27 protein-coding genes are annotated in these 24,740 nt (G+C 54.8%); 18 read left to right on the forward strand and 9 right to left on the reverse strand.

Features of this window, described 5'->3' with window-relative positions:
• Positions 1 to 246: 246 nt before the first annotated feature.
• The 4 genes from ACOCD2_RS01505 to ACOCD2_RS01520 form a co-directional block, all read right to left on the reverse strand.
• Positions 247 to 591, reverse strand: a complete 345-nt coding sequence (locus tag ACOCD2_RS01505; protein ID WP_293644269.1) for a TusE/DsrC/DsvC family sulfur relay protein — start codon at positions 589 to 591, stop codon at positions 247 to 249.
• A 90-nt stretch (positions 592 to 681) separates the two neighbouring features.
• Positions 682 to 1,374 carry a type I-MYXAN CRISPR-associated protein Cas6/Cmx6 gene (locus ACOCD2_RS01510; protein WP_293644267.1) on the reverse strand — a complete coding sequence of 231 codons (693 nt, stop codon included), beginning with the start codon at positions 1,372 to 1,374 and terminating at the stop codon, positions 682 to 684.
• Between the two features lie 3 nt (positions 1,375 to 1,377).
• Positions 1,378 to 2,082 carry a hypothetical protein gene (locus tag ACOCD2_RS01515; protein ID WP_293644265.1) on the reverse strand — a complete coding sequence of 235 codons (705 nt, stop codon included), beginning with the start codon at positions 2,080 to 2,082 and terminating at the stop codon, positions 1,378 to 1,380.
• A 5-nt stretch (positions 2,083 to 2,087) separates the two neighbouring features.
• Positions 2,088 to 2,288 (reverse strand): sulfur relay protein DsrC, encoded by a 201-nt coding sequence (locus ACOCD2_RS01520; RefSeq protein WP_293644263.1) that lies wholly within the window; start codon positions 2,286 to 2,288, stop codon positions 2,088 to 2,090.
• 510 nt (positions 2,289 to 2,798) lie between these two features.
• On the opposite strand from ACOCD2_RS01520, the gene dsrA reads away from it, so the two are divergent.
• The 15 genes from dsrA (at position 2,799) to ACOCD2_RS01595 (ending at position 16,508) form a co-directional block, all read left to right on the forward strand.
• Positions 2,799 to 4,058, forward strand: a complete 1,260-nt coding sequence (dsrA, locus tag ACOCD2_RS01525; RefSeq protein ID WP_293644261.1) for a dissimilatory-type sulfite reductase subunit alpha — start codon at positions 2,799 to 2,801, stop codon at positions 4,056 to 4,058.
• 85 nt (positions 4,059 to 4,143) lie between these two features.
• Positions 4,144 to 5,217: a dissimilatory-type sulfite reductase subunit beta gene (dsrB, locus tag ACOCD2_RS01530; RefSeq protein WP_293644259.1), complete on the forward strand. Its 1,074-nt coding sequence runs from the start codon at positions 4,144 to 4,146 to the stop codon at positions 5,215 to 5,217.
• A gap of 18 nt (positions 5,218 to 5,235) precedes the next feature.
• Complete coding sequence (tusD, locus tag ACOCD2_RS01535) at positions 5,236 to 5,628, forward strand: sulfurtransferase complex subunit TusD (protein ID WP_293644257.1); 393 nt, start codon at positions 5,236 to 5,238, stop codon at positions 5,626 to 5,628.
• A gap of 15 nt (positions 5,629 to 5,643) precedes the next feature.
• A complete protein-coding gene (gene tusC / locus ACOCD2_RS01540) occupies positions 5,644 to 6,051 on the forward strand; it encodes a sulfurtransferase complex subunit TusC (protein ID WP_293644255.1) in 408 nt (135 codons plus the stop codon).
• Between the two features lie 10 nt (positions 6,052 to 6,061).
• Positions 6,062 to 6,370 carry a sulfurtransferase complex subunit TusB gene (gene tusB, locus ACOCD2_RS01545; protein ID WP_293644253.1) on the forward strand — a complete coding sequence of 103 codons (309 nt, stop codon included), beginning with the start codon at positions 6,062 to 6,064 and terminating at the stop codon, positions 6,368 to 6,370.
• A 47-nt stretch (positions 6,371 to 6,417) separates the two neighbouring features.
• A complete protein-coding gene (locus tag ACOCD2_RS01550; protein ID WP_041068909.1) occupies positions 6,418 to 6,750 on the forward strand; it encodes a TusE/DsrC/DsvC family sulfur relay protein in 333 nt (110 codons plus the stop codon).
• Between the two features lie 77 nt (positions 6,751 to 6,827).
• Positions 6,828 to 7,547, forward strand: a complete 720-nt coding sequence (locus ACOCD2_RS01555; RefSeq protein WP_293644251.1) for a respiratory nitrate reductase subunit gamma — start codon at positions 6,828 to 6,830, stop codon at positions 7,545 to 7,547.
• 45 nt (positions 7,548 to 7,592) lie between these two features.
• Positions 7,593 to 9,128 (forward strand): sulfate reduction electron transfer complex DsrMKJOP subunit DsrK, encoded by a 1,536-nt coding sequence (gene dsrK, locus ACOCD2_RS01560; RefSeq protein ID WP_293644249.1) that lies wholly within the window; start codon positions 7,593 to 7,595, stop codon positions 9,126 to 9,128.
• 70 nt (positions 9,129 to 9,198) lie between these two features.
• A complete protein-coding gene (locus tag ACOCD2_RS01565) occupies positions 9,199 to 11,148 on the forward strand; it encodes an NAD(P)-binding protein (RefSeq protein WP_293644247.1) in 1,950 nt (649 codons plus the stop codon).
• 21 nt (positions 11,149 to 11,169) lie between these two features.
• On the forward strand, positions 11,170 to 11,550 hold the full coding sequence (locus ACOCD2_RS01570) for a hypothetical protein (RefSeq protein WP_293644245.1): 381 nt from the start codon (positions 11,170 to 11,172) through the stop codon (positions 11,548 to 11,550).
• The gene (gene dsrO / locus ACOCD2_RS01575) at positions 11,547 to 12,314 is read left to right on the forward strand and encodes a sulfate reduction electron transfer complex DsrMKJOP subunit DsrO (RefSeq protein WP_293644243.1); all 768 of its coding nucleotides are present in this window, start codon (positions 11,547 to 11,549) and stop codon (positions 12,312 to 12,314) included. Before ACOCD2_RS01570 ends, dsrO begins: the two co-directional genes overlap by 4 nt.
• Before the next feature lie 26 nt (positions 12,315 to 12,340).
• Positions 12,341 to 13,564, forward strand: coding sequence for an NrfD/PsrC family molybdoenzyme membrane anchor subunit (nrfD, locus tag ACOCD2_RS01580; RefSeq protein ID WP_293644241.1), 1,224 nt, complete (start codon positions 12,341 to 12,343; stop codon positions 13,562 to 13,564).
• 70 nt (positions 13,565 to 13,634) lie between these two features.
• Positions 13,635 to 15,023, forward strand: coding sequence for a cobyrinate a,c-diamide synthase (locus ACOCD2_RS01585; protein WP_293644239.1), 1,389 nt, complete (start codon positions 13,635 to 13,637; stop codon positions 15,021 to 15,023).
• Positions 15,024 to 15,038: 15 nt separating this feature from the next.
• Positions 15,039 to 15,353, forward strand: coding sequence for a HesB/IscA family protein (locus ACOCD2_RS01590; RefSeq protein ID WP_293644237.1), 315 nt, complete (start codon positions 15,039 to 15,041; stop codon positions 15,351 to 15,353).
• Positions 15,354 to 15,398: 45 nt separating this feature from the next.
• Positions 15,399 to 16,508 carry a sulfur reduction protein DsrS gene (locus ACOCD2_RS01595; RefSeq protein WP_293644235.1) on the forward strand — a complete coding sequence of 370 codons (1,110 nt, stop codon included), beginning with the start codon at positions 15,399 to 15,401 and terminating at the stop codon, positions 16,506 to 16,508.
• A 19-nt stretch (positions 16,509 to 16,527) separates the two neighbouring features.
• Here the strand turns inward: ACOCD2_RS01595 and ACOCD2_RS01600 are convergent, their stop codons facing one another.
• Genes ACOCD2_RS01600 through grxC form a run of 3 tightly spaced genes read right to left on the reverse strand, consistent with a single transcriptional unit; the run spans position 16,528 to position 17,718 of the window.
• The gene (locus ACOCD2_RS01600) at positions 16,528 to 16,986 is read right to left on the reverse strand and encodes a hypothetical protein (protein ID WP_293644233.1); all 459 of its coding nucleotides are present in this window, start codon (positions 16,984 to 16,986) and stop codon (positions 16,528 to 16,530) included.
• A 1-nt stretch (position 16,987) separates the two neighbouring features.
• On the reverse strand, positions 16,988 to 17,380 hold the full coding sequence (locus tag ACOCD2_RS01605) for an RNA-binding S4 domain-containing protein (RefSeq protein WP_293644231.1): 393 nt from the start codon (positions 17,378 to 17,380) through the stop codon (positions 16,988 to 16,990).
• A gap of 14 nt (positions 17,381 to 17,394) precedes the next feature.
• Positions 17,395 to 17,718 (reverse strand): glutaredoxin 3, encoded by a 324-nt coding sequence (gene grxC / locus ACOCD2_RS01610; RefSeq protein ID WP_293644229.1) that lies wholly within the window; start codon positions 17,716 to 17,718, stop codon positions 17,395 to 17,397.
• 129 nt (positions 17,719 to 17,847) lie between these two features.
• On the opposite strand from grxC, the gene pepN reads away from it, so the two are divergent.
• From pepN to ACOCD2_RS01625, 3 genes are read left to right on the forward strand one after another with little or no spacing between them, the layout of a single operon-like run.
• Positions 17,848 to 20,484, forward strand: a complete 2,637-nt coding sequence (pepN, locus tag ACOCD2_RS01615) for an aminopeptidase N (RefSeq protein ID WP_293644227.1) — start codon at positions 17,848 to 17,850, stop codon at positions 20,482 to 20,484.
• Positions 20,481 to 20,873 carry a sirohydrochlorin chelatase gene (locus ACOCD2_RS01620; protein WP_293644225.1) on the forward strand — a complete coding sequence of 131 codons (393 nt, stop codon included), beginning with the start codon at positions 20,481 to 20,483 and terminating at the stop codon, positions 20,871 to 20,873. The genes pepN and ACOCD2_RS01620 overlap by 4 nt, the downstream gene beginning before the upstream one ends.
• The gene (locus ACOCD2_RS01625) at positions 20,854 to 21,099 is read left to right on the forward strand and encodes a hypothetical protein (RefSeq protein ID WP_293644223.1); all 246 of its coding nucleotides are present in this window, start codon (positions 20,854 to 20,856) and stop codon (positions 21,097 to 21,099) included. The genes ACOCD2_RS01620 and ACOCD2_RS01625 overlap by 20 nt, the downstream gene beginning before the upstream one ends.
• On the opposite strand, the gene ACOCD2_RS01630 is transcribed toward ACOCD2_RS01625, so the two are convergent.
• Both ACOCD2_RS01630 and ACOCD2_RS01635 read right to left on the reverse strand, forming a co-directional pair.
• A complete protein-coding gene (locus ACOCD2_RS01630) occupies positions 21,100 to 24,219 on the reverse strand; it encodes an efflux RND transporter permease subunit (protein WP_293644221.1) in 3,120 nt (1,039 codons plus the stop codon).
• Between the two features lie 262 nt (positions 24,220 to 24,481).
• The coding region (locus tag ACOCD2_RS01635) for a hypothetical protein (RefSeq protein ID WP_305800252.1) at positions 24,482 to 24,740 on the reverse strand (259 nt) is incomplete at its 5' end.

A 24,740-nucleotide genomic window follows, 5' to 3' on the forward strand; every position in this document is an offset into this window, starting at 1 on the left:
GGCGCACCTTCGGTGGCATCAGACATGTCCATCGATTTCTCCTATGTCGTGAAATTCCAGGAGAAAGTCTGCACAGGGTCAGGTGGGGAAAACAGGTGTGGATTCTTGGGCGCTTACAGTGAGGCAGACCCCTGGTGTGCTTCACGTTGACATTCTCATCGGTTGCAGGCTGTATTGCGCCATACAGGAGGCAAAAGAAAAGGCAGCCTGTGTGCTGCCTTTTCTGGGGGCCGGTCAAGAAGGTGATCAGTAACCGCCTTTGCGTCGGCTTTCCGGAAGGCCGCCGATTTTAGCTGCCTGTTTGGAAGGACCGCCACCGCCAGGGAAGAGTACGAACAGATCCTTGGAGCCGATCTTACGGCCCCATTTCTTGCTCATGGCCTTGATCATTTCACGGTTGTTGGGCTGATGACCGTTTTCATTGATGTAGGCATCGCGAAGATAATTGATCACGTCCCAATGTTCGTCGGTCAGCGCAACGCCTTCGGTTTCGGCAATGGCTTTGCCAACTTCTTCGTTCCATTCGTTGATATCAACAAGATAACCGTTGGCATCGGTTTCAACGGTCTTGCCGTTAATTTCGTAGGACATGCTGTACCTCCTGGTCAAAAGTGCCTTTGCCCGCTTGCAGCAGGCGATGAATGTCTTTGCAGAATTAGAATTCTATAAAATAATGAAGGACTAGTCATCCCCCATGTCGACGGCCTGTATGCCTTTCATGGGCAGGAAGATGCCGCAGCCGAGGTGCTGGTGATCTCCCAGGCCTTCCTGCTGCAGTTTGATGGAGTCGGCAGGGCTGAGATCGGCGATCATCAGGCTGCGCGTATATAAAGGGTCACTATCGGTGCCGATTTTGCTGGTCTTGCCGCAAAGCGCCTTTTTGACCTGGATGCCCTTTTCTTCCAGTTCCCTGGCCATGCGCTCGAGGAACAGGTTTTCGTCTTCTTCCTCCGCCGCGTCCTGCATCAGTACATGGCGTGCATAAAGCGTGTCATGGCTGCTGATGGGCTTTTCCCTGGCGGGACCAAGCGTCAGCTCACAGCCGTCGATATCCAGGATCAGACCCTGCAATCGCCGGGTGATTTCCCCGGCCTTGGCTCTGGGAACGCGCATGCTCAGTCGAGTGCGTCTCGATGGCATGAGATACTGACCCAGGCGGGGGTCGGGACGCTCCCAGCCGTTTTGTGAGCCGGCGATATGCAACTCGTGGAGGCCGATGCCGGTGTTCTGCATGTCGGGCAGGGCATCCTGCAGGGCAGTGCTCAGGGCGTGCAGATGATCCACGGGCAGTTGCCGGCACTGAATGGAAAAGGCCAGATCCACCACGTCGGCGGTGGGAAGGTCTTGTGAAATGCTGTCGTCTTCCCAAAGCATGGGTCAGTCCTCCGGAATACGTGCCCGCAGTTCATCCCTGTCGAACCACCAGTCTTCCTGAACCAGCACGTCGACGATGTTGCGCAGGCGCACCAGAAATTTGTCAGGCTGATCCAGTTCCAGCTTTTCGATCCAGTAGTCAAACTGGGCCTGATCCTGAATATCGCTGTGGCGGCGGGCCACCTTGCCCAGCATCTGCTGGGTGAAGAACAGCATGTCTTCGCGCCGCGGATGGTCCTTGGTGCGCACATCGACTACAAATGCGGCGGTGGCGGCGGCCACGGCGGCACCGTCGGAATCGTCCGGTGTGTCATCGATAATATGGTGCAGCAGCTCCACCGTCGTTTCCGGATTGATGGGGTAGGTGACCGCCAGCCAGACACCCTGTCCCAGCGCGCTCAGGGATCCTTCCTGATCGCTGAGATACAAGATGTTGCAACATTCTGCAGCAGACTCCCAGTCTTCCTGCGCCAGATAGTGGTCGAACGCCTGTTTGCCCAAAGGCCAGGCCTGATCGCCGCGCTCAAGATCGGTCAGGTTGCGTGCCAAATCCCTTTGCAGCCGGGCTTTTTCTTCCGGTGTGTTTTCCGTTTCGAGCCGGGCCTGCAGTTCCGCGACTTCTCCTTCCATGCGGGCTTTTTCCGCCATATCCATGTTGGCGGAATCGGCGACCGTATCTTCCAGTTTGTTGGGGTCCAGAAAATCCATCCTGCTTACACCCGACCGCTGAATGCGGCTTCGAGGCGGTCTTCCCAGTTTTCCGGGGTGTCAGGGAATTCCGGTTTCACATCAAATTGCAGAAAGCGCTCGCCGCGCTGTGCGAATACCTGGACAAGCTCCAGCAGCTCCTGAAAATTTTTCAGATCGTGATTGGAAATCAAAATGTTGCTGAGTTTCAAAACATCATTGCTCATCTTTGTTACCTGTCTCGCTCGTTGTAGGTGGTAGCCTTGCCTTACTTAATTATAAATGAGATCTTTTTGATCTGGATCAACTGTTTTGTGTACTGACTTGACCGTGGATTTGGCTGCGCCTAATATGTCTCACTATTCCCGTAATTTGGAATACTCTAACATACTTATTTTAGGGTGCCGCGTTCCGAACAACCATCGAATGTACGTGGTGTTCCCGTTTGTGGGCAACAGCAAGAGGGAAGCGATTTGTTGTTCCAGGCAGGCTCGGGAGTTGGTTTATATTCCAAAAGGGATAGTCAGGGCTGACCTGCTTACTCCCGAAGGTGGAGTGTATTCCTTGCCGCAGCTCCGATATATTAGCAGCCGTTGATAAAGTCGGTTGTCATCGTTGACGAAGGCGCTTGTCAACACCGGAGTGACAACGAACAGAGTTACGGAACACTGAAGCACAGCAGCTTCAGCGATTCATAAAACTGCAAGCAATTCAGATCTAGTCAGGAGAAACCGAAAATGGCGATCGATAAGCACGAAACACCCATGATTGACCAGCTCGTAGACGGCCCATGGCCCAGCTTCATCAAAGGTATTCAGCGCCTGCGTGACGAGCACCCCAGCGAGCGTATCAACGGCATGGCCAACGACCTGCTGGGTCAGCTGGAAACTTCTTATGAAACCCGCAAGGGTTACTGGAAGGGCGGCACCATTTCCGTATTCGGTTATGGCGGCGGCATCATCCCTCGCTTCACCGAGCTGAAAAATGATGATGGCAGCTCCAGATTCCCGGAAGCGCAGGAGTTCCACACCATGCGTATTCAGCCTCCCGGTGGCTTCCACTACACCACTGACATGCTGCGCCAGATCATGGATCTGGACGAAAAATACGGTTCCGGCATGATCTGTCTGCACGGTCAAACCGGTAACCTGATGCTGGTCGGTATGGATTCCGACGCGATCCAGCCTTTCTTTGATGACATGAATGCTATCGGTTGGGACCTCGGTGGTGCCGGCCCCTGCGTACGTACCGGCATGTCCTGTGTGGGCGCGGCGCGTTGCGAGCATTCCAATGCAGACGAGATGAAAATCAACCGCGTTTTGCTGAACAACTTCCAGGATGACATGCACCGTCCCGCACTGCCTTACAAGTTCAAGTTCAAGGTCAGTGGCTGCGCCAACGACTGCACCAACTCCATTCAGCGTGCAGACATGGCCATCATCGGCACCTGGCGCGACGATATGAAGGTCAACCAGGATGAGGTCAAAGCCTACGTTGAGCAGAAAGGCCGCAAGTATGTGGTAGACAACGTTATCAGTCGTTGTCCCACCAACTCCCTGTCCCTCAACGACGACGACACGCTCGAAGTGAACAACAAGGACTGTGTCCGCTGCATGCACTGCATCAACGTTATGACCAAGGCCCTGTCCGCCGGCGACGACAAGGGTGTCACCATCCTCATCGGTGGTAAGCGTACCCTGAAGATCGGCGACCTGTTCGGTACCGTTCTGATTCCGTTCATGAAGCTGGATACCGACGAAGATTACGAGAAACTGGTTGAGCTTGCTGAAGAGTGTATCGACTTCTTTGCCGAGAATGCGTTGGAGCACGAGCGTACCGGTGAGATGATTGAGCGTATTGGCCTGGCCAACTTCCTGGAAGGCATCGGTGTCGATATCGATCCGAACATGATCAACCACCCCCGTACCAGCAGCTACGTTCGCATGGACGGCTGGGACGAAGAAGCCGCCAAGTGGGAAGAAAGCAAGGCTGGCTGATACAGTAACTTTTTGATCCGATCAGCAGGCAGCGGCTGGCCGCTGCCTGCACTGAACAACTCGATTTATTATTTAGGAGGTTCGCATGTCAGATGCACCTGTTATGCCCATTGAATCTGGAACGCCCGACAGTTTCCAGTATATGCACCCCACATTGCGTAAGAACTATGGTCAGTGGGCCTATCACGACCGACCCCGTCCCGGTGTTCTGCATCATGTGTCCAACTTCGGTGACGAGATCTGGACCGTAAAGGCCGCTTCTCCCCGTCAGCTCGATATCATGACGCTGCGTGAGATCTGTGATATTGCCGATGAGTTCTGCAAGGGCTATCTGCGTTTCACCATGCGTGGCAACATCGAATACATGGTAACTGATGAATCTCAACTCGAGCCGCTGATCAAACGTCTGAACGATGCCGGTTATCCTATCGGTGGTACCGGTAACTCAGTGACCATGATTTCCCACACCCAGGGCTGGTTGCACTGCGATATTCCCGGCACCGACGCATCCGGTGTTGTAAAGTCCCTGATGGATGAGCTGATCGACGAATTCGTGGTTGAGGAAATGCCCAACCGCGTGCACATCACTACCTCCTGCTGCCAGATCAACTGTGGTGGCCAGGGTGATATCGCGATCAATATCCAGCATACCAAGCCACCCAAAATCAACCATGATCTGGTGGGTAATGCTTGTGAGCGTCCTTCGGTAGTGGCTCGTTGCCCGGTAGCGGCTATTCGCCCCGCCATGGTAAACGGCAAGCCCACTCTGGAAGTGGACGAGAAGAAATGCATCTGCTGTGGTGCCTGCTTCCCTCCCTGTCCTCCGATGCAGATCAACGATCCCGAGCATTCCAAGCTGGCCGTATGGGTTGGTGGCAAGCATTCCAATGCACGTTCCAAGCCCATGTTCCACAAACTGGTTGCTGCTGGCCTGCCCAACAATGCGCCTCGCTGGCCTGAAGTTGCCGAAGTGGTCAAGAAGATCCTGGCAGCCTACAAGGAAAACGCCAACGACTACGAGCGTATGGGTGAGTGGGTAGAGCGTATCGGCTGGCAGCAGTTCTTTGATCTGACCGGTCTGCCGTTCACCAAATATCATATTGATAACTGGCGCGGCAGCCGTAACAGCCTGAATCAGTCCGCGCACATCCGCTTCTGAGAAGGAGTCGTATAGGTTATGAAATTTTCTATACAAGTTAACGAAGGGCCTTATCAGCACCAGGCTTCGGACTCTGCCTATCAGTTCACCAAGGCGGCGCTGGAAAAAGGACACGAATGCTTTCGCGTCTTTTTCTATCACGACGGTGTACTCAATGGTACCCGTCTGACCACGCCTCCCCAGGACGATCGCAATGTCGTCAACAACTGGACCGAGCTGGCAGAGAAGTATGACCTGGATCTGGTGGTTTGTGTGGCGGCTGCCCAACGCCGCGGTATCGTCGATGACGGCGAGGCCGAGCGCAACGGTAAAGATGCTACCAATATTGCTCCCCGCTTCCGCATTTCCGGTCTGGGGCAGCTGGTTGAAGCTGCTATCCAAAGTGAACGTCTGGTCGTATTCGGCGATTAACAGGAGGATTGAATTATGTCTGATACAAAGAATTTCATGTTCCTCAATCGTCGTGCGCCCTATGGCACCATCTACGCCTGGGAATCACTGGAAGTCGTGCTCATTGCGGCTGCATTCGAGCAGCACGTAAGCCTGATGTTTGCCGATGACGGCGTCTATGAACTGACCAAGGGTCAGGATACTGCCGGTATCGGTATGAAGAACTTCTCTCCCACCTATCGCACCCTGGGTGACTACGAAGTGCGCCACATGTATGTGGACAAGGCTTCCCTGGAAGCCCGTGGGCTGACGGCCGACGATCTGGTTCAGGTCGAATGGGAAGACTGGGAGACTGAAGAGTCTGTGGATAATATCGTGGAAGTCGTTGATTCTGAGAAAGTAGCCGAGCTGCTGGCGGAGTCCGACGTCGTATTCAGTTTCTGAGGAGAGCGTAATGAGCGATCTGCACACTGTAAATAAATCGCCTTTCGAGAAGAACTCCCTGGAAAGCTGTCTGCGCTTGTCCAAGGCAGGTTCTGCCATACTGCTGTATGAAGATGGCGTTTATGCTGCACTCAAAGGTACCGCTGTCGAAAACATGATCGCATCTGCGGTCGGCGACAAAAAAGTCTATGTCCTGGGGCCTGACTACAAGGCTCGTGGCTTGGCCGATGATCGCATGATCGACGGCGTGGAAGTAGTGGATTACGCAGGTTTTGTGGACCTGGTTGAAGCTAACGACAAGGTTCAGGCCTGGGTTTGATCCCGTTCCTGGATAAAATTTTTGATTGATTATTAGGAGATACAAACATGCCTATCGAAGTAGATGGTAAGACTTTAGAGACTGATGAAGAGGGTTACCTGGTAAACCTGAACGATTGGGTTCCCGGCGTTGCCGAGGTTATGGCGAAGGAAGATGATCTGGAACTGACCCAGGATCACTGGGACATTATCAACTTCCTGCGTGAGTACTACGAAGAGTACCAGATCGCTCCTGCGGTTCGTGTACTGACCAAAGCCGTAGGCAAGCGCCTGGGCAAGGAAAAAGGCAACAGCAAGTACCTGTACGGCCTGTTCCCTTACGGTCCTGGCAAACAGGCATGCCGTTATGCCGGCCTGCCCAAGCCGACTGGTTGCGTGTAAGCGCAAACTGAAGCAGTGGGAAGGCGGTTTCGATCGCCTTCCCGGTTTTTCCGAAATCTGAAAGAGTTTTTCGAAACATGTCGCTTGCTATCACAGTGCTTTTCTATCTGGCCACGGTTATTCTGATTGCCGGGCTGGCGTATCGTATCTGGGTTTATGCCAAGGTTCCTGCACCCCTGAGGATTGCCACGACTCCCGCGCCCGTGACCAAGGGTGGTGTTGTGTTGCGAATGTTCCGTGAAGTGGCCTTTTTCGAAAGTCTTTTCAAAAGCAACAAGCTGTTGTGGTTGCTTGGTGTGTTGTTTCACTTTGGTTTGCTGCTCGTACTGATTCGCCATCTGCGTTATTTCATCAATCCGGTTCCCACGGTGATAGAACTCATGCAGCCTTTTGGCAAGTATGCGGCTTTCGCAATGATCATCGGCTTGCTGGGACTGTGGGCGCGTCGCTTCGTCATCGATCGCGTGCGTTACATCAGTTCACCGTCAGATCACCTGATTCTTGCACTGCTGGTGCTTATCGGTATCAGTGGTGCTTCCATGACCTTCGTGTCGCACACGGATATCGTGGGGCTCAAGAATTTCACCATGGGTTTGCTGACCTTTGACTGGAAACCGCTGCCTTCTGATCCCCTGCTGGCGATTCACCTGTTTCTGGTTTCCGTGCTGATGATTATCTTTCCTTACAGCAAACTGTTGCATGGTGTGGGTGTGTTTTTCAGCCCGACCCGTAACCAGGTGGACAATCCACGGGAAAAGCGCCATATCGTGGAATGGGCGCGCAAGTTTGAAGAATAATCCTGATAACTGTACGGCATTGTAAAGAGGCAATAGGTCCAGCTCATGGCAAAAGCAAATTTTGAAGTTCCCGAGCTCAAGGAATATCCGGAAGTTCCAAAAATAGAGCCAGGCTCTATGGCGCATCTGGAAACCTTCAAGGCAAAACCCGAGTTTCAGGAAGCTCTGGGTTTCCAGGGTGAATTGCAGGAAAACTGGCAGGAACAGGCTATAGAAGCTATGGGCGATATGCTGACCAAATATCGTTCCTTGAAAGTGTATATGGATTCCTGCGTCAAGTGCGGCGCCTGTACCGACAAGTGTCATTATTATCTGGGTACTAAAGATCCCAAGAACATGCCGGTAGCGCGTCAGGATCTCATGCGCAAGGTCTATCGACGTTACTTTACTTTTGGCGGAAAGTTTTTCCCCAAGCTGGTTGGTGCCACTGATTTCACTCAGGAAGTGCTGGACGACTGGTACAACTATTACCATCAGTGTTCCCAGTGCCGCCGCTGTTCCGTGTTCTGTCCCTACGGTATAGATACCGCTGAAATTTCCATGGCCGCCAGAGAGATCATGGATCGCATCGGGTTGGGCGACAAGTACTCGAACGAGATTATTGGCAAAGTCTATCGTATTGGTAACAATCTGGGGTTGCCCGGTCCTGCGCTGGAAGATACCTTGGAAGGCCTGGAAGAGGACGTGTTCGATGAGACAGGAGTGGAAGTCAAATATCCGCTGGATGTCAAAGGCGCGGATATTCTTCTGGTAACGCCTTCCGCAGACTTTTTTGCTGAACCCCACGTGGATGGTCTGATTGGTTACGGCAAGGTGTTCCATGAGGCAGGCGTTTCCTGGACCATGAGTTCCCACGCTTCTGAAGCGGCCAACTTCGGAATGTTCATCGGCTCTTACGAAAACATGCGCAAGATTTCCCAGCGGATTCGTAAAGCCGCGCTGGATCTGGGTGTCAAACGGATTATTTTCGGCGAGTGTGGACATGCCTGGCGGGTGGCCTATGCCTTCTTGAACACACTTGCGGGGCCTTGGGATTTCTTGGATCCCGACTATCCCGTGCCACAGCATATTCTCGAATTCACCTTGGGCGAGATAGAAAAAGGCACCCTGAATATTGACAAGTCATTGAATGATGACATGGTGTTGACTTTCCATGACTCCTGCAATGTGGCCCGGGCTACACGCATGGGCGACAAGCCGGGTGGTCAGTTTGAGATCCCGAGAACCGTTATCAAGGCAGTCTGCAACAACTATGTGGACATGCCGGAAGATACTATCCGGGAGGCAACGTTCTGCTGCGGTGGCGGCGGCGGGTTGCTCACCGATGACCTCATGGAACTGCGGGTGAAGGGTGCCAAGCCCCGCATGGAAGCATTGAAGAGCGTTACGGAAGAATATGGCGTGACCCATATGGCGGCTATCTGTGCCATATGCAAATCCCAGTTTACGAAGGTAATACCGTACTACGGTTTCGACATGGATCAGATAGTCAGTGTTCACCAGCTGGTGTCCAATGCACTGATTCTTACTGGTCAGAATGGCGAAGACGAAGATGATGAATCCGAGGAAGATGCGGCCTGAACCGGCAGCCTTCCGCAACAAAATAATCCTCCCGTAAGGGTAACAGTTTTAACTGGTTTGGAGAGTGACAATGGCAACTCCTAGTGATGAAATGACAAAGAACATTACCTGGCGTCGGTTTGAAGATGGTCAGAACAAGTGGGACGATTGGACCGATGACATCTTCAACTATGATACTTCGCACAAGTGTCCCACCTATGTGCATGAAACCCCCCCTTGTCAGGGTAGTTGCCCTTCGGGTCATGATGTGCGTGGCTGGTTGTCTATCGTTCGTGGAATTGAGAAACCTGCGGAAGGCATGGAAATGGAAGAATACGCCTTCCTGCGCGCTACAGAATCCAACCCGTTTCCTTCGATGATGGGTCGGGTCTGTCCTGCTCCCTGTCAGGACGGCTGCAACCGGAATGATGTCGAAGACTTCGTTGGCATCAACTCCATTGAGCAATTCATCGGTGACAAGGGCCTGGAAAAGGGCTACGCCTTTGAGGCTGGCAAGGACACGGGAAAGAAAATCGCCATTGTTGGCGGCGGACCGGGCGGTATGGCAGCGGCCTATCAACTGCGCCGCATGGGGCATGGCGTCACTGTCTTTGAAGCCCAACCCGAGCTGGGCGGCATGATGCGTTATGGTATCCCCAACTATCGGGTGCCTCGTGACAAGCTGGCCGCCGAAAACCAGCGCATCGTGGAGATGGGTGTGGACGTCAAGTACAACACCCGCGTTGGAAAGGATGTCAGTGTCGAAGACCTGGAAAAAGATTTTGACGCCATCATCTGGGCTGTGGGCTGCTGGACCGGCCGTGCGCTACCCGTGGATGGCTGGGAAGGTACTCCGAACTGCGTGACGGGTGTCGCCTATCTCAAGGCTTTCAACGAAGGCCGTATGAAGGTAACCGGCAAGAAACTGATCTGTGTGGGTGGTGGTGATACCTCTATCGACGTGGTATCCGTTGCCCGCCGTATTGGCACGAACCCTGCCATGTCCGGAAATCCGGAAGACGTTGTGCATGACGACAGCATGGATCAGGATGAGTCACTGGTGGCAGGGCGTGAGCCTGTAGATGCTACGCTGACATCCCTGTTCACCAAAGAAAACATGATGGCGGCAGAGCATGAGATTCATGATGCCATTCACGAAGGTATCACCATACTGGACGGTGTGATGCCACTGGAAGTCATCAAGGGTGATGATGGCCGTGCCACCGGCCTGAAGGTGTGCGACTGCACCATGGATGGCATGACTCCGATTCCTGTCGAGGGTACCGAGCGTGTCCTGGAAGCAGATATCATCGTTGCGGCCATCGGTCAGGGCGGTGACATGATCGGACTGGAAAGCTTCGACAACGGTCGTGGTCTTATGGACACCACCAACAATTACCAGCTGAAGGACAAGCCCAACCACTTTGCCATCGGTGATATCGTGCGTCCGCACCTGCTGACGACTGCGATTGGGCAGGCCTGGGTGGCTGCAGAATCTGTTGACGAATTCCTCAAGGGCGAGGAAATCAAGAAGCGTCCGAAGGTTGACGTACATCATTTCGATCTGCTGGAAAAAATGCATGAAGCCGGTCTGGATCCCGAACATTTCGACCCCAATGCCGGTGATCAACGTGGTACATCTTCATCCAACTACGCGGTGCACAACTATGAGGACCGCTCCTTTGCAGAGATCATCAGCAGTGATGAGCTGTTCCTCGGTCATTTCGAGGTGACACCGCGTCACAAGCGTTCAGAAGACGTGCCCAGTGCTGACGAAGTACTGGGGCATTTCAAGGAACGCATGCAGGGCCTGGATGAAGAAACCGCCCAGAAAGAAGCTGACCGCTGCATGAGTTGTGGTCTGTGCTTCGAATGTGACAACTGCGTTATCTACTGTCCGCAGGACGCGGTTTACCGTGTACCCAAGGCAGAAGCGACCACAGGCCGCTATGTTGCTACAGATTATTCTCGTTGCATTGGCTGCCACATTTGTCACGATGTATGCCCGACTGGTTACATTCAAATGGGCCTTGGTGAGTAAACAGGAACAGAGGCTTTTTCCATGACTCGCAAAAGCGTAATCATGTTTCTGGCTGCAAGCATTGCCGGGCTGTTCATCAGCCTGGTGAGTGCCCAGGCTGGTGAAGCAGTAGAAGGTACGGCCAAGGCCGACAAGCTGGAACAGTGTGTGGAGCCCACGCCTGTCATGCGTAGAAATCACTTTGAGTTTATCAAACACCAACGTGATCTGACCGTGCATGAAGGTATACGCGGCAGCAAATACAGTCTTGCCGGTTGTGTCGACTGCCATGCGAGAAAGGATGCCGCCGGAAAGGCGGTACCTGTAAACGCGGAAGGGCAGTTCTGCGACGGCTGTCATGATTATGCTGCCGTGAGTCTCAAGTGCTTTGAGTGTCACAGGACTGTTCCGGGGGAGAAATGAGTATGTCCAGAGAGAAACAACAAGGGCGTCGCGAGTTTCTGAAAACATCAGCTGCTGCTGCCGCGGTAACGATTGCCCCCGGTGTCATGCTGCACACGTTGTCTGCAGATGCTGCTCCCAGAACCGAGCCGGTTACCGACAAGGTACGATGGGGGATGCTTATCGATGCCAACAAATGTGCGGATGGCTGTACGGAATGTGTGGCTGCCTGTGACAAGGAGAATGGCCTCGATCTCGTCGATATGCCGGAAGGTGCCGACCCCAGTCTCTGGGAACGTCAGCGTCCCCGCTGGATTCGTCAGGTAAAGCTCAAGGACAATCTTTCCGGCAGAATCACCAATCTGCCCATGATGTGTCAGCATTGCGAAGAGCCGCCCTGTGTGGACGTATGCCCTACAGGCGCCTCTTTCCGACGTGCCGATGGTATCGTCATGGTAGATCGCCATATTTGTATCGGCTGCCGTTATTGCATGATGGCCTGTCCTTACAAAGCTAGGTCCTTTATTCATGCGGAAGTGGCAGAGAAACCGACCCATACGCCCCGGGGAAAAGGTTGTGTTGAAAGCTGTAACTTCTGTGTCCAGCGTCTGGACAACGGAGAAAGCACCACAGCCTGCCAGGAAGCCTGCAAGCATCAGGCGATAGTTTTCGGTGATCTGAATGATCCTGATAGCGCAGTTTCACAGGCGCTGAAAAAATATCCCAGTGTACAGATTCGTGCCGATCTGAAATTGAACACCGGCGTACGCTACAGCAATATCTGATTTGATTTTGATTAGGTGGTGAAGTAATGAAAAAGACTCACTTCAGCGAATGGGGCATAGAAAGTCCTCGTTACTGGGGCATGCTGGCGGTGCTCGGCGCCGTTGTCGCCATAGCCGGCGGCGCGGTGTTCTACATGGAGCACAATGGACACTGGGTAACCGGAATGACCAATCAGGTCGTCTGGGGTATTCCGCATGTCTTCGCCATTTTCCTGATCGTGGCGGCTTCCGGCGCCTTGAATGTGGCTTCTATCGGTACCGCATTCGATAAAAAGATCTACAAGCCCCTTGGAAGACTGTCCGCGTTGCTTGCCATCACTTTGCTGGCTGGTGGACTTGCCGTACTGGTGTTGGATCTGGGACAGCCGGGTCGTTTGCTCATAGCCATGACGCACTACAACTTCAAGTCCATCTTCGCCTGGAATATCTACCTTTATATGGGATTCATGGGTATTGTGGCCGTTTATATCTGGTTCATGATGGATCATCGTATGAAGCCGTATTATAAGCCCGTCGGTGTGCTGGCATTCCTGTGGCGACTGATACTGACCACGGGTACAGGTTCCATATTTGCCTTCATCGTGGCTCGCCAGGGTTATGATGCTGCGATCCTTGCCCCCATGTTCGTCATCATGTCTTTCGCCTATGGACTGGCTGTTTATATATTGGTGTTGATGTTTGCCTTCAAGGTGGATGGGCGTGATATCGGCTACGCCATACAGCGGCGCCTGAAGAACCTGTTGGGTGTTTTTGCTGCCGCGGTTTTCTATTTCACGCTGGTTTATCATCTGACCAATTTGTATGGAACAGAGAACCATGCCTATGAAGCCTTTATCCTTCGTGATGGCGGCATCTATACCCTGTTGTTCTGGGGCGGATGGGTATTCGTGGGTTGCCTGCTGCCCATAGGTATCGTTTATCATCCTTCGCTGGGCAAAACACGCGGCGGTCTGATCGCTGCGGCTACTGCAGTGATTCTCGGTGGCTTTGCCACGATGTATGTCATCGTTATCGGTGGTCAGGCTTTTCCCATGGCCATGTTCCCCGGTAAGACAATTGTTGCCAGCGGATTCTTTGATGGAGTCAACGGCCAGCCCATGCTGTATTCGCCAACCTTGGCTGAATTCCTGCTCGGAATCGGTGGAGTGGCGCTGGTATTGCTGCTGACCTTTATCGGAATCCGCATGCTGCGGTTCCTGCCGAACAGTTTGTCTGATGAGGTTGCCGACCCGCACTATACCAAGTCATAATCGGGTAACCGTACAAAGCATCACAAGGGCGGTCTTTTAGACCGCCTTTTTGCATTCTGGAAACAAGGCCATGGCTCATCTGATGATATCTGCCGCGCACAAATCGTCTGGAAAGACGACGATAAGCATCGGACTGTGCGCCGCATTTCAGCGTAAGTCGCTCGTGGTACAGCCCTTCAAGAAAGGGCCGGACTATATCGATCCGCTTTGGCTTGGCCAGGCAGCCGGCTGCGCCTGCTACAACCTCGATTTCTTCACCACCGGCTCCCGTGAGATCGAGCATTTGTTCCACAGCAAGATGGCAGGTGCTGATATCGGTATCATCGAAGGCAACAAGGGTTTGTACGACGGCCTGGATTTGCATGGCAGCAACAGCAATGCGGCGCTTGCCGGCTTGCTGGGCGCTCCGGTGGTGCTGGTGCTTGATACCCGCGGCATGACGCGGGGCATAGCGCCCCTGATTCTGGGGTATCAGGCCTTTGATGAGCAGATCCGTATAGCTGGCGTTATTCTCAACAGCGTTGGTGGCACACGTCATGAAAGTAAATTGCGCAGTGTCATTGAGCACTATACCGATGTTCGTGTGGCCGGTGCTGTTCCAAGAAACGATGCGGTGCAGATCGAGGAACGTCATCTTGGCCTGATGCCAAGCAATGAAGCGGATGCCGCCCAGAAGCGTATCGACAGTATTGCCGAGCATGTGGCAGGTCATGTCGACCTGGACGCCTTGCTGGAGATATCCCGAAGCGGGCAGACAACTGAAATGGCTCCACAGGACCGTGCGGCCCAAATACAGCTGTCACCGGAAGTTCGTATTGCCTATGCTAGAGATGCCGCTTTCGGCTTTTATTATCCGGATGACCTGGAGGCCATGTCACGGGCCGGCGCAGAACTGATACCTTTCGATACCCTGAATGATGCAAAACTGCCCGATGCAGATGGCCTGTTCATTGGCGGCGGTTTTCCGGAAACTGCCATGTCAGCTCTGGAAAGCAACCGGAGTATGCGGGCTTCGATCAAGGCGTTTATAGAGAAAGGAGGCCCGGCGTATGCAGAGTGCGGCGGTCTCATGTATCTGTGCCGCAGTCTGCACTGGCAGGACAAGCGGGCTGCCATGGCTGGCGTGTTGCCCGCAGATGTAAAAATGCACCAGAAACCGCAAGGTAGAGGCTATGTGCGTTTGTGCGAAACTAGTGACCATCCCTGGTTGGCCGGGGACGCCCCTCCCCAACAGGTGAATGCCCATGAGTTCCACTATTCGGGGCTGGAGAATCTGGACGCCAGCCAGAAATTCGCTTATAAGGTTGAACGTGGATATGGGGTAGACGGTTTGCACGACGGGTTGATCTACAAGAATCTGCTGGCAAATTATTCGCATATGCGCAATGTCGGATCCAACCATTGGGTAGAACGTTTTGTGTCCCATGTGGCCGCGTGCAAGCACAGAAATAAAATTTAGAGGAATCAGCTGGAAATGTTCACGATAACTCCTGCAGCAGCAAAGCAGATAAAGGTCGCCGCCGAACAGGGCGGTACAGAAGGCATGGCCTTGCGCCTGGCCGTCAGAGAAAAAAAGGACGGCTCGTTTGATTACCACATGGGCTTCGATGAGCCTGCGGATACTGACAAGCGCGTGCGTACTGAAGGTGTGGAAGTGGTCATGGACCCCAGCTTCGACAAGTACCTCGAACAATGTATCCTTGATTTCGTTGAAATGGATGATGGTAGCTGGCAGTTCGTGTTTCTCAATCCGGCAGACCCCCATTACGTGCCGCCAAAACTCAACTGATCCCAGGTCTTCGCGCTTCCGTATCCTTTCAATACCGGTCAGCCCATGGAACTGTCGCTAGAAGATTCGCTACGCCTTAACGTGATGCTCGCCAACCAACCCCAGGCGATTCGCATCGATGAGTCAAGGATGGTGATGTATGCCCTGTCCGAAAAGGGCGAAATGGAAATACCTCTCAACCCGACCTGTCGTGACGAACAGTATCTGAAACAGATAAGAGAGATGCTGTCCATGCATGTGCTCGGCTCGCCATCAGGTTATCTCCAGCATATCTGGTCGCGTATGGGGCATTTGAGCAATGAAAATCTCGAAGACCTGCTGCTGCTTGGCGAACCGGACGCCGTGGTGGCCGTCGCCTATTCCAGTGAACTGACGGATGAACTGGCCCGAAAGGTATGGTGGGCGCTGGAAGATGCAGAAAATGCCAGGCAGATGCTGCGTTCGCCTCAGATCGTCCAAGGTGACATGGGGCCTGTACTGGCAGCTTTTCTGGTCGAATTTCTGCCTTTTGAGACCGAAGCGGAAAAAATCATGGATACGATGCAACTGGTGCTGCAACCTGGTTTGCTCGAACCCGCTGTGGTGGAAGATCTGTGGAAACGGGGCAGACGCAAGAATGCCTTCTATGTAGGTTTTCTCGCTACCTTGCCGGATACACTGCCGGGGGCAGCCGGGCAGTTGTCACCGCATCCTGAATGGCATGAAACATTGCGTGAAATGGCGGATCAGGGCAACAGGCTGGCCGCACTGCTGCACAGGGTGATGTCGTCATCAGGCCAGATATGGCTGGCCACATTTCGGCAGGTACTGGAGAAACCCGGCAACCAGGATGTGGTGAACCGTTCACTGGAGGTCGCAGCGGATTATTTCAGTGCTGCCAGGCCGGAAGGCAAGGCCGACGCGACCCTGGAGGAGTTGTCGGAAGAAGCTGGATTGTGGGTGAATGACAGGGGCAACGCACTTGCCCAGCAGATTCTGGATATGGATTCGACGTTGACCGAGAAACTGCGCGCACTGCGGGTACTGTCGGGTTCCGGCTATGGCCTGGTCAGGCCGGTGTTTGGCAGGACCGATGCCATCGGTACACTCATGCGCCGCAAGCTGCAGCCGGTAATGGAACCCTATCTGAAATATGTTGCACAACTGCTGGCCTGACTTGTCCTTCAGGCAGCCCCTATTTCTTTCTTGACCGCCTTTTACGCCCTTCGTAGGTATTGATGGCCGGAATGATCTGCGAAAAGGGCAGGTTTTCAAGGGCGCCATAATGGGCGACAGCCTCTTCGATGAGACCGGCGATTTCCGGAATCGGCGCAGGCACAGGCTGTTCGGGATGGAGCGCCTGGTAGAGACCGCGCAGGCTGCCGATCTGTACCTTGATGGCCTTGGCATGTCCCAGGTTCTGACGGGTATCGCGCAGCTTCAGTGAAAACCGGGCATGTTCCTTCATTACTTCCAGGTACTGTTTGCAGATTTGCTGCGCCGGGATGTCCGTGCAGTTGGCGGCTTCACGTTCGGCGATAAGCATTTTCTGGCATTTGCTGCACCGCGCCTGTGATGTCAGTATGCCTTTTTCAAAGACACAATAGTTTTCGTTGACTTCGTGGTAGGTCTGCCGGTATGCGTCTTCGTCCAACTCAGTGTTCCTGTTTGAAACGGTGAATCAAACGGCGGTCTTTCTTGTTCGGCCGTCCTTCTGTTCTCATCGGGCTGGAAGCGCGGGCTGCACGCAGCAGCGCGAGTTCATCTTCCCGCTGTTTGCGGCTGGTTTCCGATTCGGTATAGAAATTCACGGCTTCGGAGGCGGGCCTCCGCTGTCTGGGCAGCTGCAGAATCTCGATTTCCCAATGCAGCCCGTTCTTGGAAATGGTGAGCCTGTTTCCCTGTCTGACATCCTTGCCGGGTTTGCTGCGCTGGCCGTTCAGATGCACTTTTCCACCGGAAATGGCTTCTGCGGCAAGTTTGCGGGTCTTGAAGAAACGTGCTGCCCAGAGCCACTTGTCCAGGCGCATCTTTTCCTGTCCGTCCATAGCGGCTGATACGGTCAGGTGGGACCGTCTTCGGATGCATCGATGCTGTGGGCAAAGGCGGCTTCATCGTTGTGTGGTGCCAGCCCCAGCAGCGGATCGAGCTTCCCGTAGGCGTCCAGCTGCGCCATGTCATCGAATCCGCCGACATGGAAGTCATCGATGAAGATCTGCGGTACCGTACGGCGGTTGCTGCGTTGCATCATCTCCACCATCTTGTCCCTGTCCATGTCCACCCGGATTTCTTCATATTCGACTCCCTTGTTCTGCAGCAGGGATTTGGCGCGCACACAGTAGGGGCACATGGCGGTGCAATAGACGACGATATGGGGTGTTGGCACAGCGGGTTTCTCCAATGGTAAATACAGTATTTTGTTATATCCGTATATCCTAGCATCTTTTTTGCGCCTGAAAACAGAGTAAACTGTGCCCTTTCGAGCCTGAACCGCCTTGCGGCCAATGACGTTGCCATGTTGAAAAATGCCAGCCCCAGAACCATCTATTTGCAGGACTACCAGCCGCCCGCCTGGATTACGGATACTGTGGATCTGGAGTTCCGCCTGTACGAGCAGGGCACCCGGGTCATCTCACGACTGACACTGGAGCGCAACCCGGCTTTCAGCGGAGAAACTGACGAACTGCGCCTGGACGGGGAAGGGCTGAAGCCCGTCTGGCTGCGCCTGGACGGCAGCGAACTCCACGGTGACGCCTACCGTATCGACGACCAGGGGTTGACCCTGTTCAATCCGCCCGAACATTTCGTGCTGGAGTCTGAGGTGGAACTGTCACCCGAGACCAATACGGCCCTGGAGGGACTCTATCGCAGCGGGAGTATGTTCTGCACCCAGTGCGAGGCAGAGGGTTTCCGGCGCATCACCTGGTACCAGGACAGGCCTGATGTGATGGCGCGTTTCAGGGTGCGTATCGAAGCTGACCGGGCCGGCTACCCGGTGCTGCTGTCCAATGGCAATCCTGTGGAAGCGGGTGAACTTCCCGAAGGCCGGCACTACGCCGAATGGGAAGATCCTTTCCCCAAGCCCTGCTACCTGTTTGCCCTGGTCGCGGGAGATCTCAGGCATATCGAAGACCGGTTTGTCACTGCATCGGGAAAAGATGTGCGGCTGCGTATCTATGTCGAGCCGGAAAACATCGACAAATGTGACCATGCCATGCGTTCACTGGTCAGCGCCATGCGCTGGGACGAAGAGAAGTACGGCAGGGAATATGATCTGGACGTGTTCAACATCGTCGCCGTAAACGATTTCAACATGGGAGCCATGGAGAACAAGGGGCTGAATGTCTTCAACTCCAAATATGTGCTGGCCCGGCCCGATACCGCCACGGACGAGGATTACCAGGGCATAGAAGCGGTGATTGCCCACGAGTATTTTCACAACTGGACAGGGAATCGCATTACCTGCCGCGACTGGTTCCAGCTTTCCCTGAAAGAAGGCTTTACGGTGTACCGGGATCAGGAGTTTTCTGCCGACATGGGCGATCGTGGCGTCAAACGCATCGATGATGTGCGTATGCTGCGCGCCCACCAGTTTGCCGAGGATGCCAGCCCCATGGCGCATCCTGTACGCCCGGCATCCTATATGGAGATCAACAATTTTTACACGCTGACCGTCTATGAAAAAGGCGCGGAAGTCGTGCGCATGCAGGCCAACCTGCTGGGGCCGGAGCTGTTCCGCAAGGCCACCGACCTGTATTTCGAGCGTCACGACGGCCAGGCCGTGACGACCGATGATTTTGTTGCCTGCATGGAAGTGGTCTCGGGAAGGGATCTGAGTCAGTTCAAGCGCTGGTATGACTATGGCGGTACACCTGAACTGAGCGTGCGGGGAGAATATGATGCGGAAGCCAGGTCTTACCTGTTGCATATTTCCCAGCAGGTGCCGGATACACCGGGGCAGAGGGACAAACCCCCTTTCCACATTCCTGTGGTCGTGGGGCTGCTGGACAGTCACGGGCAGGATATGCCGCTGCAGCGGGCTGATGAGACCCGGCGCCCGGAACTGCTGGAAGTCACCGGGAGGGAACAGAGTTTTACATTCGTGAACGTAGTGGAAGAACCCACGCCGTCCCTGTTGCGGGGGTTTTCGGCGCCGGTGAAGCTCGACTATCCGTATGCCGACCATGAACTTCTGTTCCTCATGGCTCATGACAGGGATGGCTTCAACCGGTGGGATGCCGGGCAACAGCTGGCGCAGCGCGTGGTACTGAATCTGGTTGACCGCTCCCCCCGGGCGCAGGATATGCTGGCAGAGTTCACCCATGCCTTCCATCGGGCGCTGGACGCTGCCCACACGGATGCGGCCCTGCTCTCGGAAGTGCTGTCCCTGCCGTCAGAATCCTTCCTGGGAGAGCAGATGCCTGTTATCGATGTGGAAGGCATCCATGCTGCCAGGGAACAGGTGAAACACCACATTGCCACCACTCTTCACGATGATCTGTTGCAGCATTTCCACGCACTGCAGGAATCGGGTGACTACAGCATCAGACCGGAAGCCATTGGCCGGCGACGGCTGAAGAACCTGTTGCTGTCCTATCTGGTGGCGGGGAAAAGCGATGAGGCAGGACAACTGTGTGAAGAGCAATACCGCTCCGGTCACAACATGACCGATGTCATTGTGGCACTGGCCCTGATTGCAGATGGCGATCTGCCTCAGCGGGAACCTTTGCTTCAGGATTTTGCCTCGCGCTGGCAGCACGATCCGCTTGTCATGGACAAGTGGTTCGGCGTGCAGGCCCGTTCCAGCCGTGAAGATACCCTGTCCCGTATCAGGGAATTGGAGGCTCATCCTGCCTTTTCCATAAGAAATCCCAACAAGGTTCGTGCACTGATAGGCAGTTTCGCAGCTGCAAACCCGTTACGCTTTCATTCTGCGGATGGAAAGGGGTATACTTTCCTGGTGGACAAGGTGCTTGAGTTGGATAGCATCAATCCCCAGATTGCTGCACGACTGTTGCGTAACCTTTTGCGCTGGCGGCACTATGACGAGAACCGTCAGCGCTTGGCACGTGAACAGCTGGAGCGGATCAGCAGTAAAGATTCCGTTTCCCGTGATGTCTATGAAGTGGCCAATAAGAGCCTGCAGGCATGAAAGCATTGCTCGTGGCAGCACACGGTAGCCGGCGCACAGCCTCAAATGACGAAGTAATAAAGCTGTGCGAACGGATACAAAAAGAAAAAGGTGACGAGGAGTTTGGCGTAGTCATGGCCGGTTTTCTGGAACTGGCCCAGCCTTCCATTCCTGAAGGTATTGAAGAATGCATACGGCTTGGTGCTGATCAGGTCGTGGTATTGCCCTATTTTCTATCGGCCGGGCGGCATGTCAGTGAAGACATTCCGGCGGAAGTGGAAAAAGCGCGTACCGCTCATCCGCATGTTTCCATTCAACTCGCACCTTATCTGGGGTCCGCACCGGGAGTCAGCAGGCTTCTGGTTGATCTGGCAGAAGGAGTCGAGAAAAATGGTCATTCTACTGAGTGATGTACCTGAAGAAGTGGAGCCCGGTTCATTGATGGAAATGCTGAATCAGTATTATCCGATCAGCAAGATCGAGCCCTGTGGCCCGGACTGCAAGGGGCGGCCGCTGGAATGGAAAATTGAACTGGGAAATACTGATCGGGAAGTGGCGAACTTTGTTACCGACAAGATCAATGGTGCCTATTGGCAGGGGCATCACGTCAATGCCTATTGTCCGATATTCCAGTAATTATCCTGCCTTCCCCGTGTCGGCCCTGCTGACATAGCGGTAGGTGCTGGGAACCAGCAACAGGCTGACCAGCATGGAAAAAGACAGCCCCGAGACGATAGTGATCGCCAGAGGCTGCAGCATTTCAGAACCCTGTCCCCAGGCCAGCGCCAGGGGCAGCATGCCGACCACGGTTGTCAGCGTGGTCATCAGTATGGGTCGCAGGCGCAGGCGGGCGGCTTCTACGATAGCCTGCACTTTCGGCAATCCCTCCTGACGCTCGATTTCGATATATTCCACCAGAATAATGGCATTGTTGACCACGATGCCTGCCAGCATGATCATGCCCAGCCACACAGGCATGGAAATGGGCGTATTCGTCAGTTTTAGACCCAGCGCAACACCGATGAGCGAGAACACCACGCTGAACAGGATGATCAGGGGATTGCGCAGGGATTCATACTGCACCGCCATCACCACAAGCACCAGGAACAGGGCCAGTGCCAGGAGCCTGTAGCCGGTTTCCTGACTCTGCTGCAGTGTTTTGAGGGTGCCGCCTTCGTACAGGGTGTAACCCTTTGGCAGATCCAGCTCATCCAGCAGTTTCTGTGCCTGCCGTATGGCCTGCTCCATGTTGACGCCCTGTTCGAGGGTGGCATTGACCTCCACGATGCGCTGCTGCTGTTCGCGGATGATGGTCACGGGCGCCGGACGGAGGGCGATGTCCGCCAGGTCGCCGAGGCGCACGGGTACGGACATCTTACCCGTATTGCCCATTAGAATTATGTTTTCCAGGTCGCTGACGGTAGTGGTCTCGGCGGGGTTGAGCTTCAGCACCACGTCGATGCTGCGGTCGGCGTCGATAATGGTGCTCACCTTGCGTCCTTCCAGTGCAAAACGCACGGCCTTGCCGACAAGGCTCATGTCCAGGTCGAGCTGCAGCATCTTTTCGCGGTCAGGCCGGATGGACAGTTCCATGGTGACATCTTCATTGGATTGCTTGATATTGCGCAGGCCGGGCACCTCCTTGAGTTTCTCCGCCATTTGCTGGCCGATCTCCTTCAATACTTCAAGTTCCGCCCCCCTGACGTGGAAACTCACATCGTCATCACCGCGGCCGATGCGCAGTCCGCGTATGCCCCGTTGACGGATGCGGATCTTGACCCCGGCCAGCTGCAGTTCCTTTGTCGCCTTGCGTATCTTCGACACCCACTGTCTGCTGCTCATGCGCCGGCCGGGTGGTTTGAGCTGGATCTGCAGGTTGGCGCGGTTGGCGGTTTCATAACGTGATCTTCCGAAAGTGAAGCCGCCAACCGTTGTGAGAACAGAAGCGGTTTCCGGCTGCTGCAGCACCAGCTTCTCGATGCGGCTGGTGATGGTATCCATCTCGTTCACGCTCACGCCCCGGTCAGCTGTCAGGTAAATACCGATACGTCCGTCATCGATGCGTGGCAGGAAGGTGGACATGGGTTGCAGCAGCTCGTTCACGGTGACACCCAGCAGCACCAGGAAGATCAGGATCACCAGCCAGGCTCCTTTCAGCAGGTGGCGCAACAGCCAAGCATAGCCGTTTTGCAGCCGTTCCAGCGCGCGGTTGATGAAACGCCGCAGCCAGCCTTCCTGTCCCGCGGGAATACGTGCTGCCAGGGCAGGCACCAGTGTCAGGGCGACGATCATCGAGGCGACGATGGCGGCCGAAATCGTGATGATCAGCTCCTGAAACAGCAGACCGATCAATCCGCCGATGAACAGGAAAGGCAGGACGGCGGCAAGATTGGTGGAGGTGGAGGCAAAGATGGCGCTGGTGACTTCCGCGGCAGCGGTGCCAGCGGCCAGGTTTCCCTGCTCGCCATCGCGCTGATGGCGGTAGATGTTTTCCAGCATGACGATGGTGCTGTCCACCAGCATACCCACCCCCAGTGCCAGACCGCCCAGGGTCATGATGTTCAGGGTCAGATCCACGGCAGACATGAGGGTTATGGCCACCAGGATGGCGATGGGAATGGCGCTGCCGATGATGAGCGTGCGCCGGATGCTTCCCAGAAACAGGTATACCACCAGCATGGCCAGCAGAGCGCCGCTGACTGCTGCGGTGATGGCATTGTTCAGCGAGCGGCGGATATGCCGGGCTTCGTCGTTGACCGGGGTGATCTGAATGCTCCGTGGGATCAGCCCCCGGCTGTGCAGTTCGCCGAGCTGCAGGTTGACGCTGTCAACCACCGAAACTGTATTGGCCTGCGGCTGTTTCTGAATGGACAGCTTGATGGCCTCCTGACTGTCCAGACGGATGTGCAGCCGGGGCTCCTCATGCCCGTCGATGGTCTTCGCCAGATATCCCAGTTGCAGGGGCTGGAATGATGACTGGGTATTGTTCAGGTCCACGGGCAGCTGTGCGATCTCATCGGCACGGTGCAGGCGTCCCAGGGTCAGTACCGGCGTTTCTGTGGAGCCTCCCCGCAGCCGGCCGCTGGCGACATCACGGTTGTCTTTCTTCAGAATTTCCTCGATGTCGAAAATATCCAGACCATGGGCGAACAGGCGATCCTGATCGGCGATGATCTGTATCTCCCGGCGCAGGCCGCCCGCCACCTCCGCCGCCGCCACGCCGGGCACATTGATGAGCCATTTGCTCAGGGAATAATCCACCCAGTCCCGCAGGCTCACGGGATCCAGCGTGGTGGAACTGATGGCATATTCGGCGGCCGGCAGCTGGGAAGGGTCGCGCTTGTAGATCACCGGTGGTTCGATGGTGTCGGGAAGAAAGCGCTTGGCACGGTCGAGGCGTGTGGAGGCGTCCCGCAAAGCGATATCGATGTCCTTGCCATAGGCAAAATCCAGGTCCACTGCGCTGCGGCCTTCCCGGGTGGCAGAACGGATGTGGATGGCATCCTCGGTGATGGCCAGCTGTTCCTCGAGCTGCCGCGTGATCTGGTCTTCCATGATGCCGGCCGGCACGCCGGGATCGTTGATACGCACACCGATACTGGGATAGATGATGTGCGGCAGCAGACTAATCTTGAGGCTGTCCAGGGAAAACAGCCCCAGCACAACGGCTGCCAGTGTCAGCATGATCACCGCAACAGGATGATGGATGGACCAGTGGGCGATTCCGCCACTTCGGGAAGAGAGATGGGGTTTCATCGGGGGCGATGACCGTGCTTGAAGAAAACCATGCGGCGTCGTTGTCCGTTGTTTCCCAGCAACTTAGCTCATGGCGCCGGGTTTGGCAATTCATTGCATGGATCTTGGCCGAAAAATACAGTTTCCGCTGATCAGGTTGAAAAAACCCATGGAAGGGCGTTTTTAGCACGCTGGCGGGAGAGCAGTATAAGGGGCTTGCCCCGACCCGGACTGTTTGGCGGAAGTCCGGGCCGGGGCAAGCGAGAGTGTTCGTGAGCGCTGTCTACTTGGCGATGTTGGCGTACAGGGCGGTGATATAGTTCATCTGTCCCAGTATCTTGTCCAGGGAGCGGACAACCAGTGACGGGATATAGTTTCCGCCCTTGAGTTGCTTGCTGATCTTGAACGTGTTCCAGTCCTTTTCCACCGCTGCCAGCCATGGAGAGCGAAGCGAAGGCTGGTAGACCCCAGTAGCCGCGAGGCCGCACTGTTTTCCCGGCGTGCCTTGCGCCAGAGGGAAAACAAAGTAGGCCTCCGAACGC

The organism is Thiolapillus sp. (genome assembly GCF_048562965.1).
GTDB classification, from domain to species: Bacteria; Pseudomonadota; Gammaproteobacteria; order Chromatiales; family Chromatiaceae; genus Thiolapillus; species Thiolapillus brandeum_A.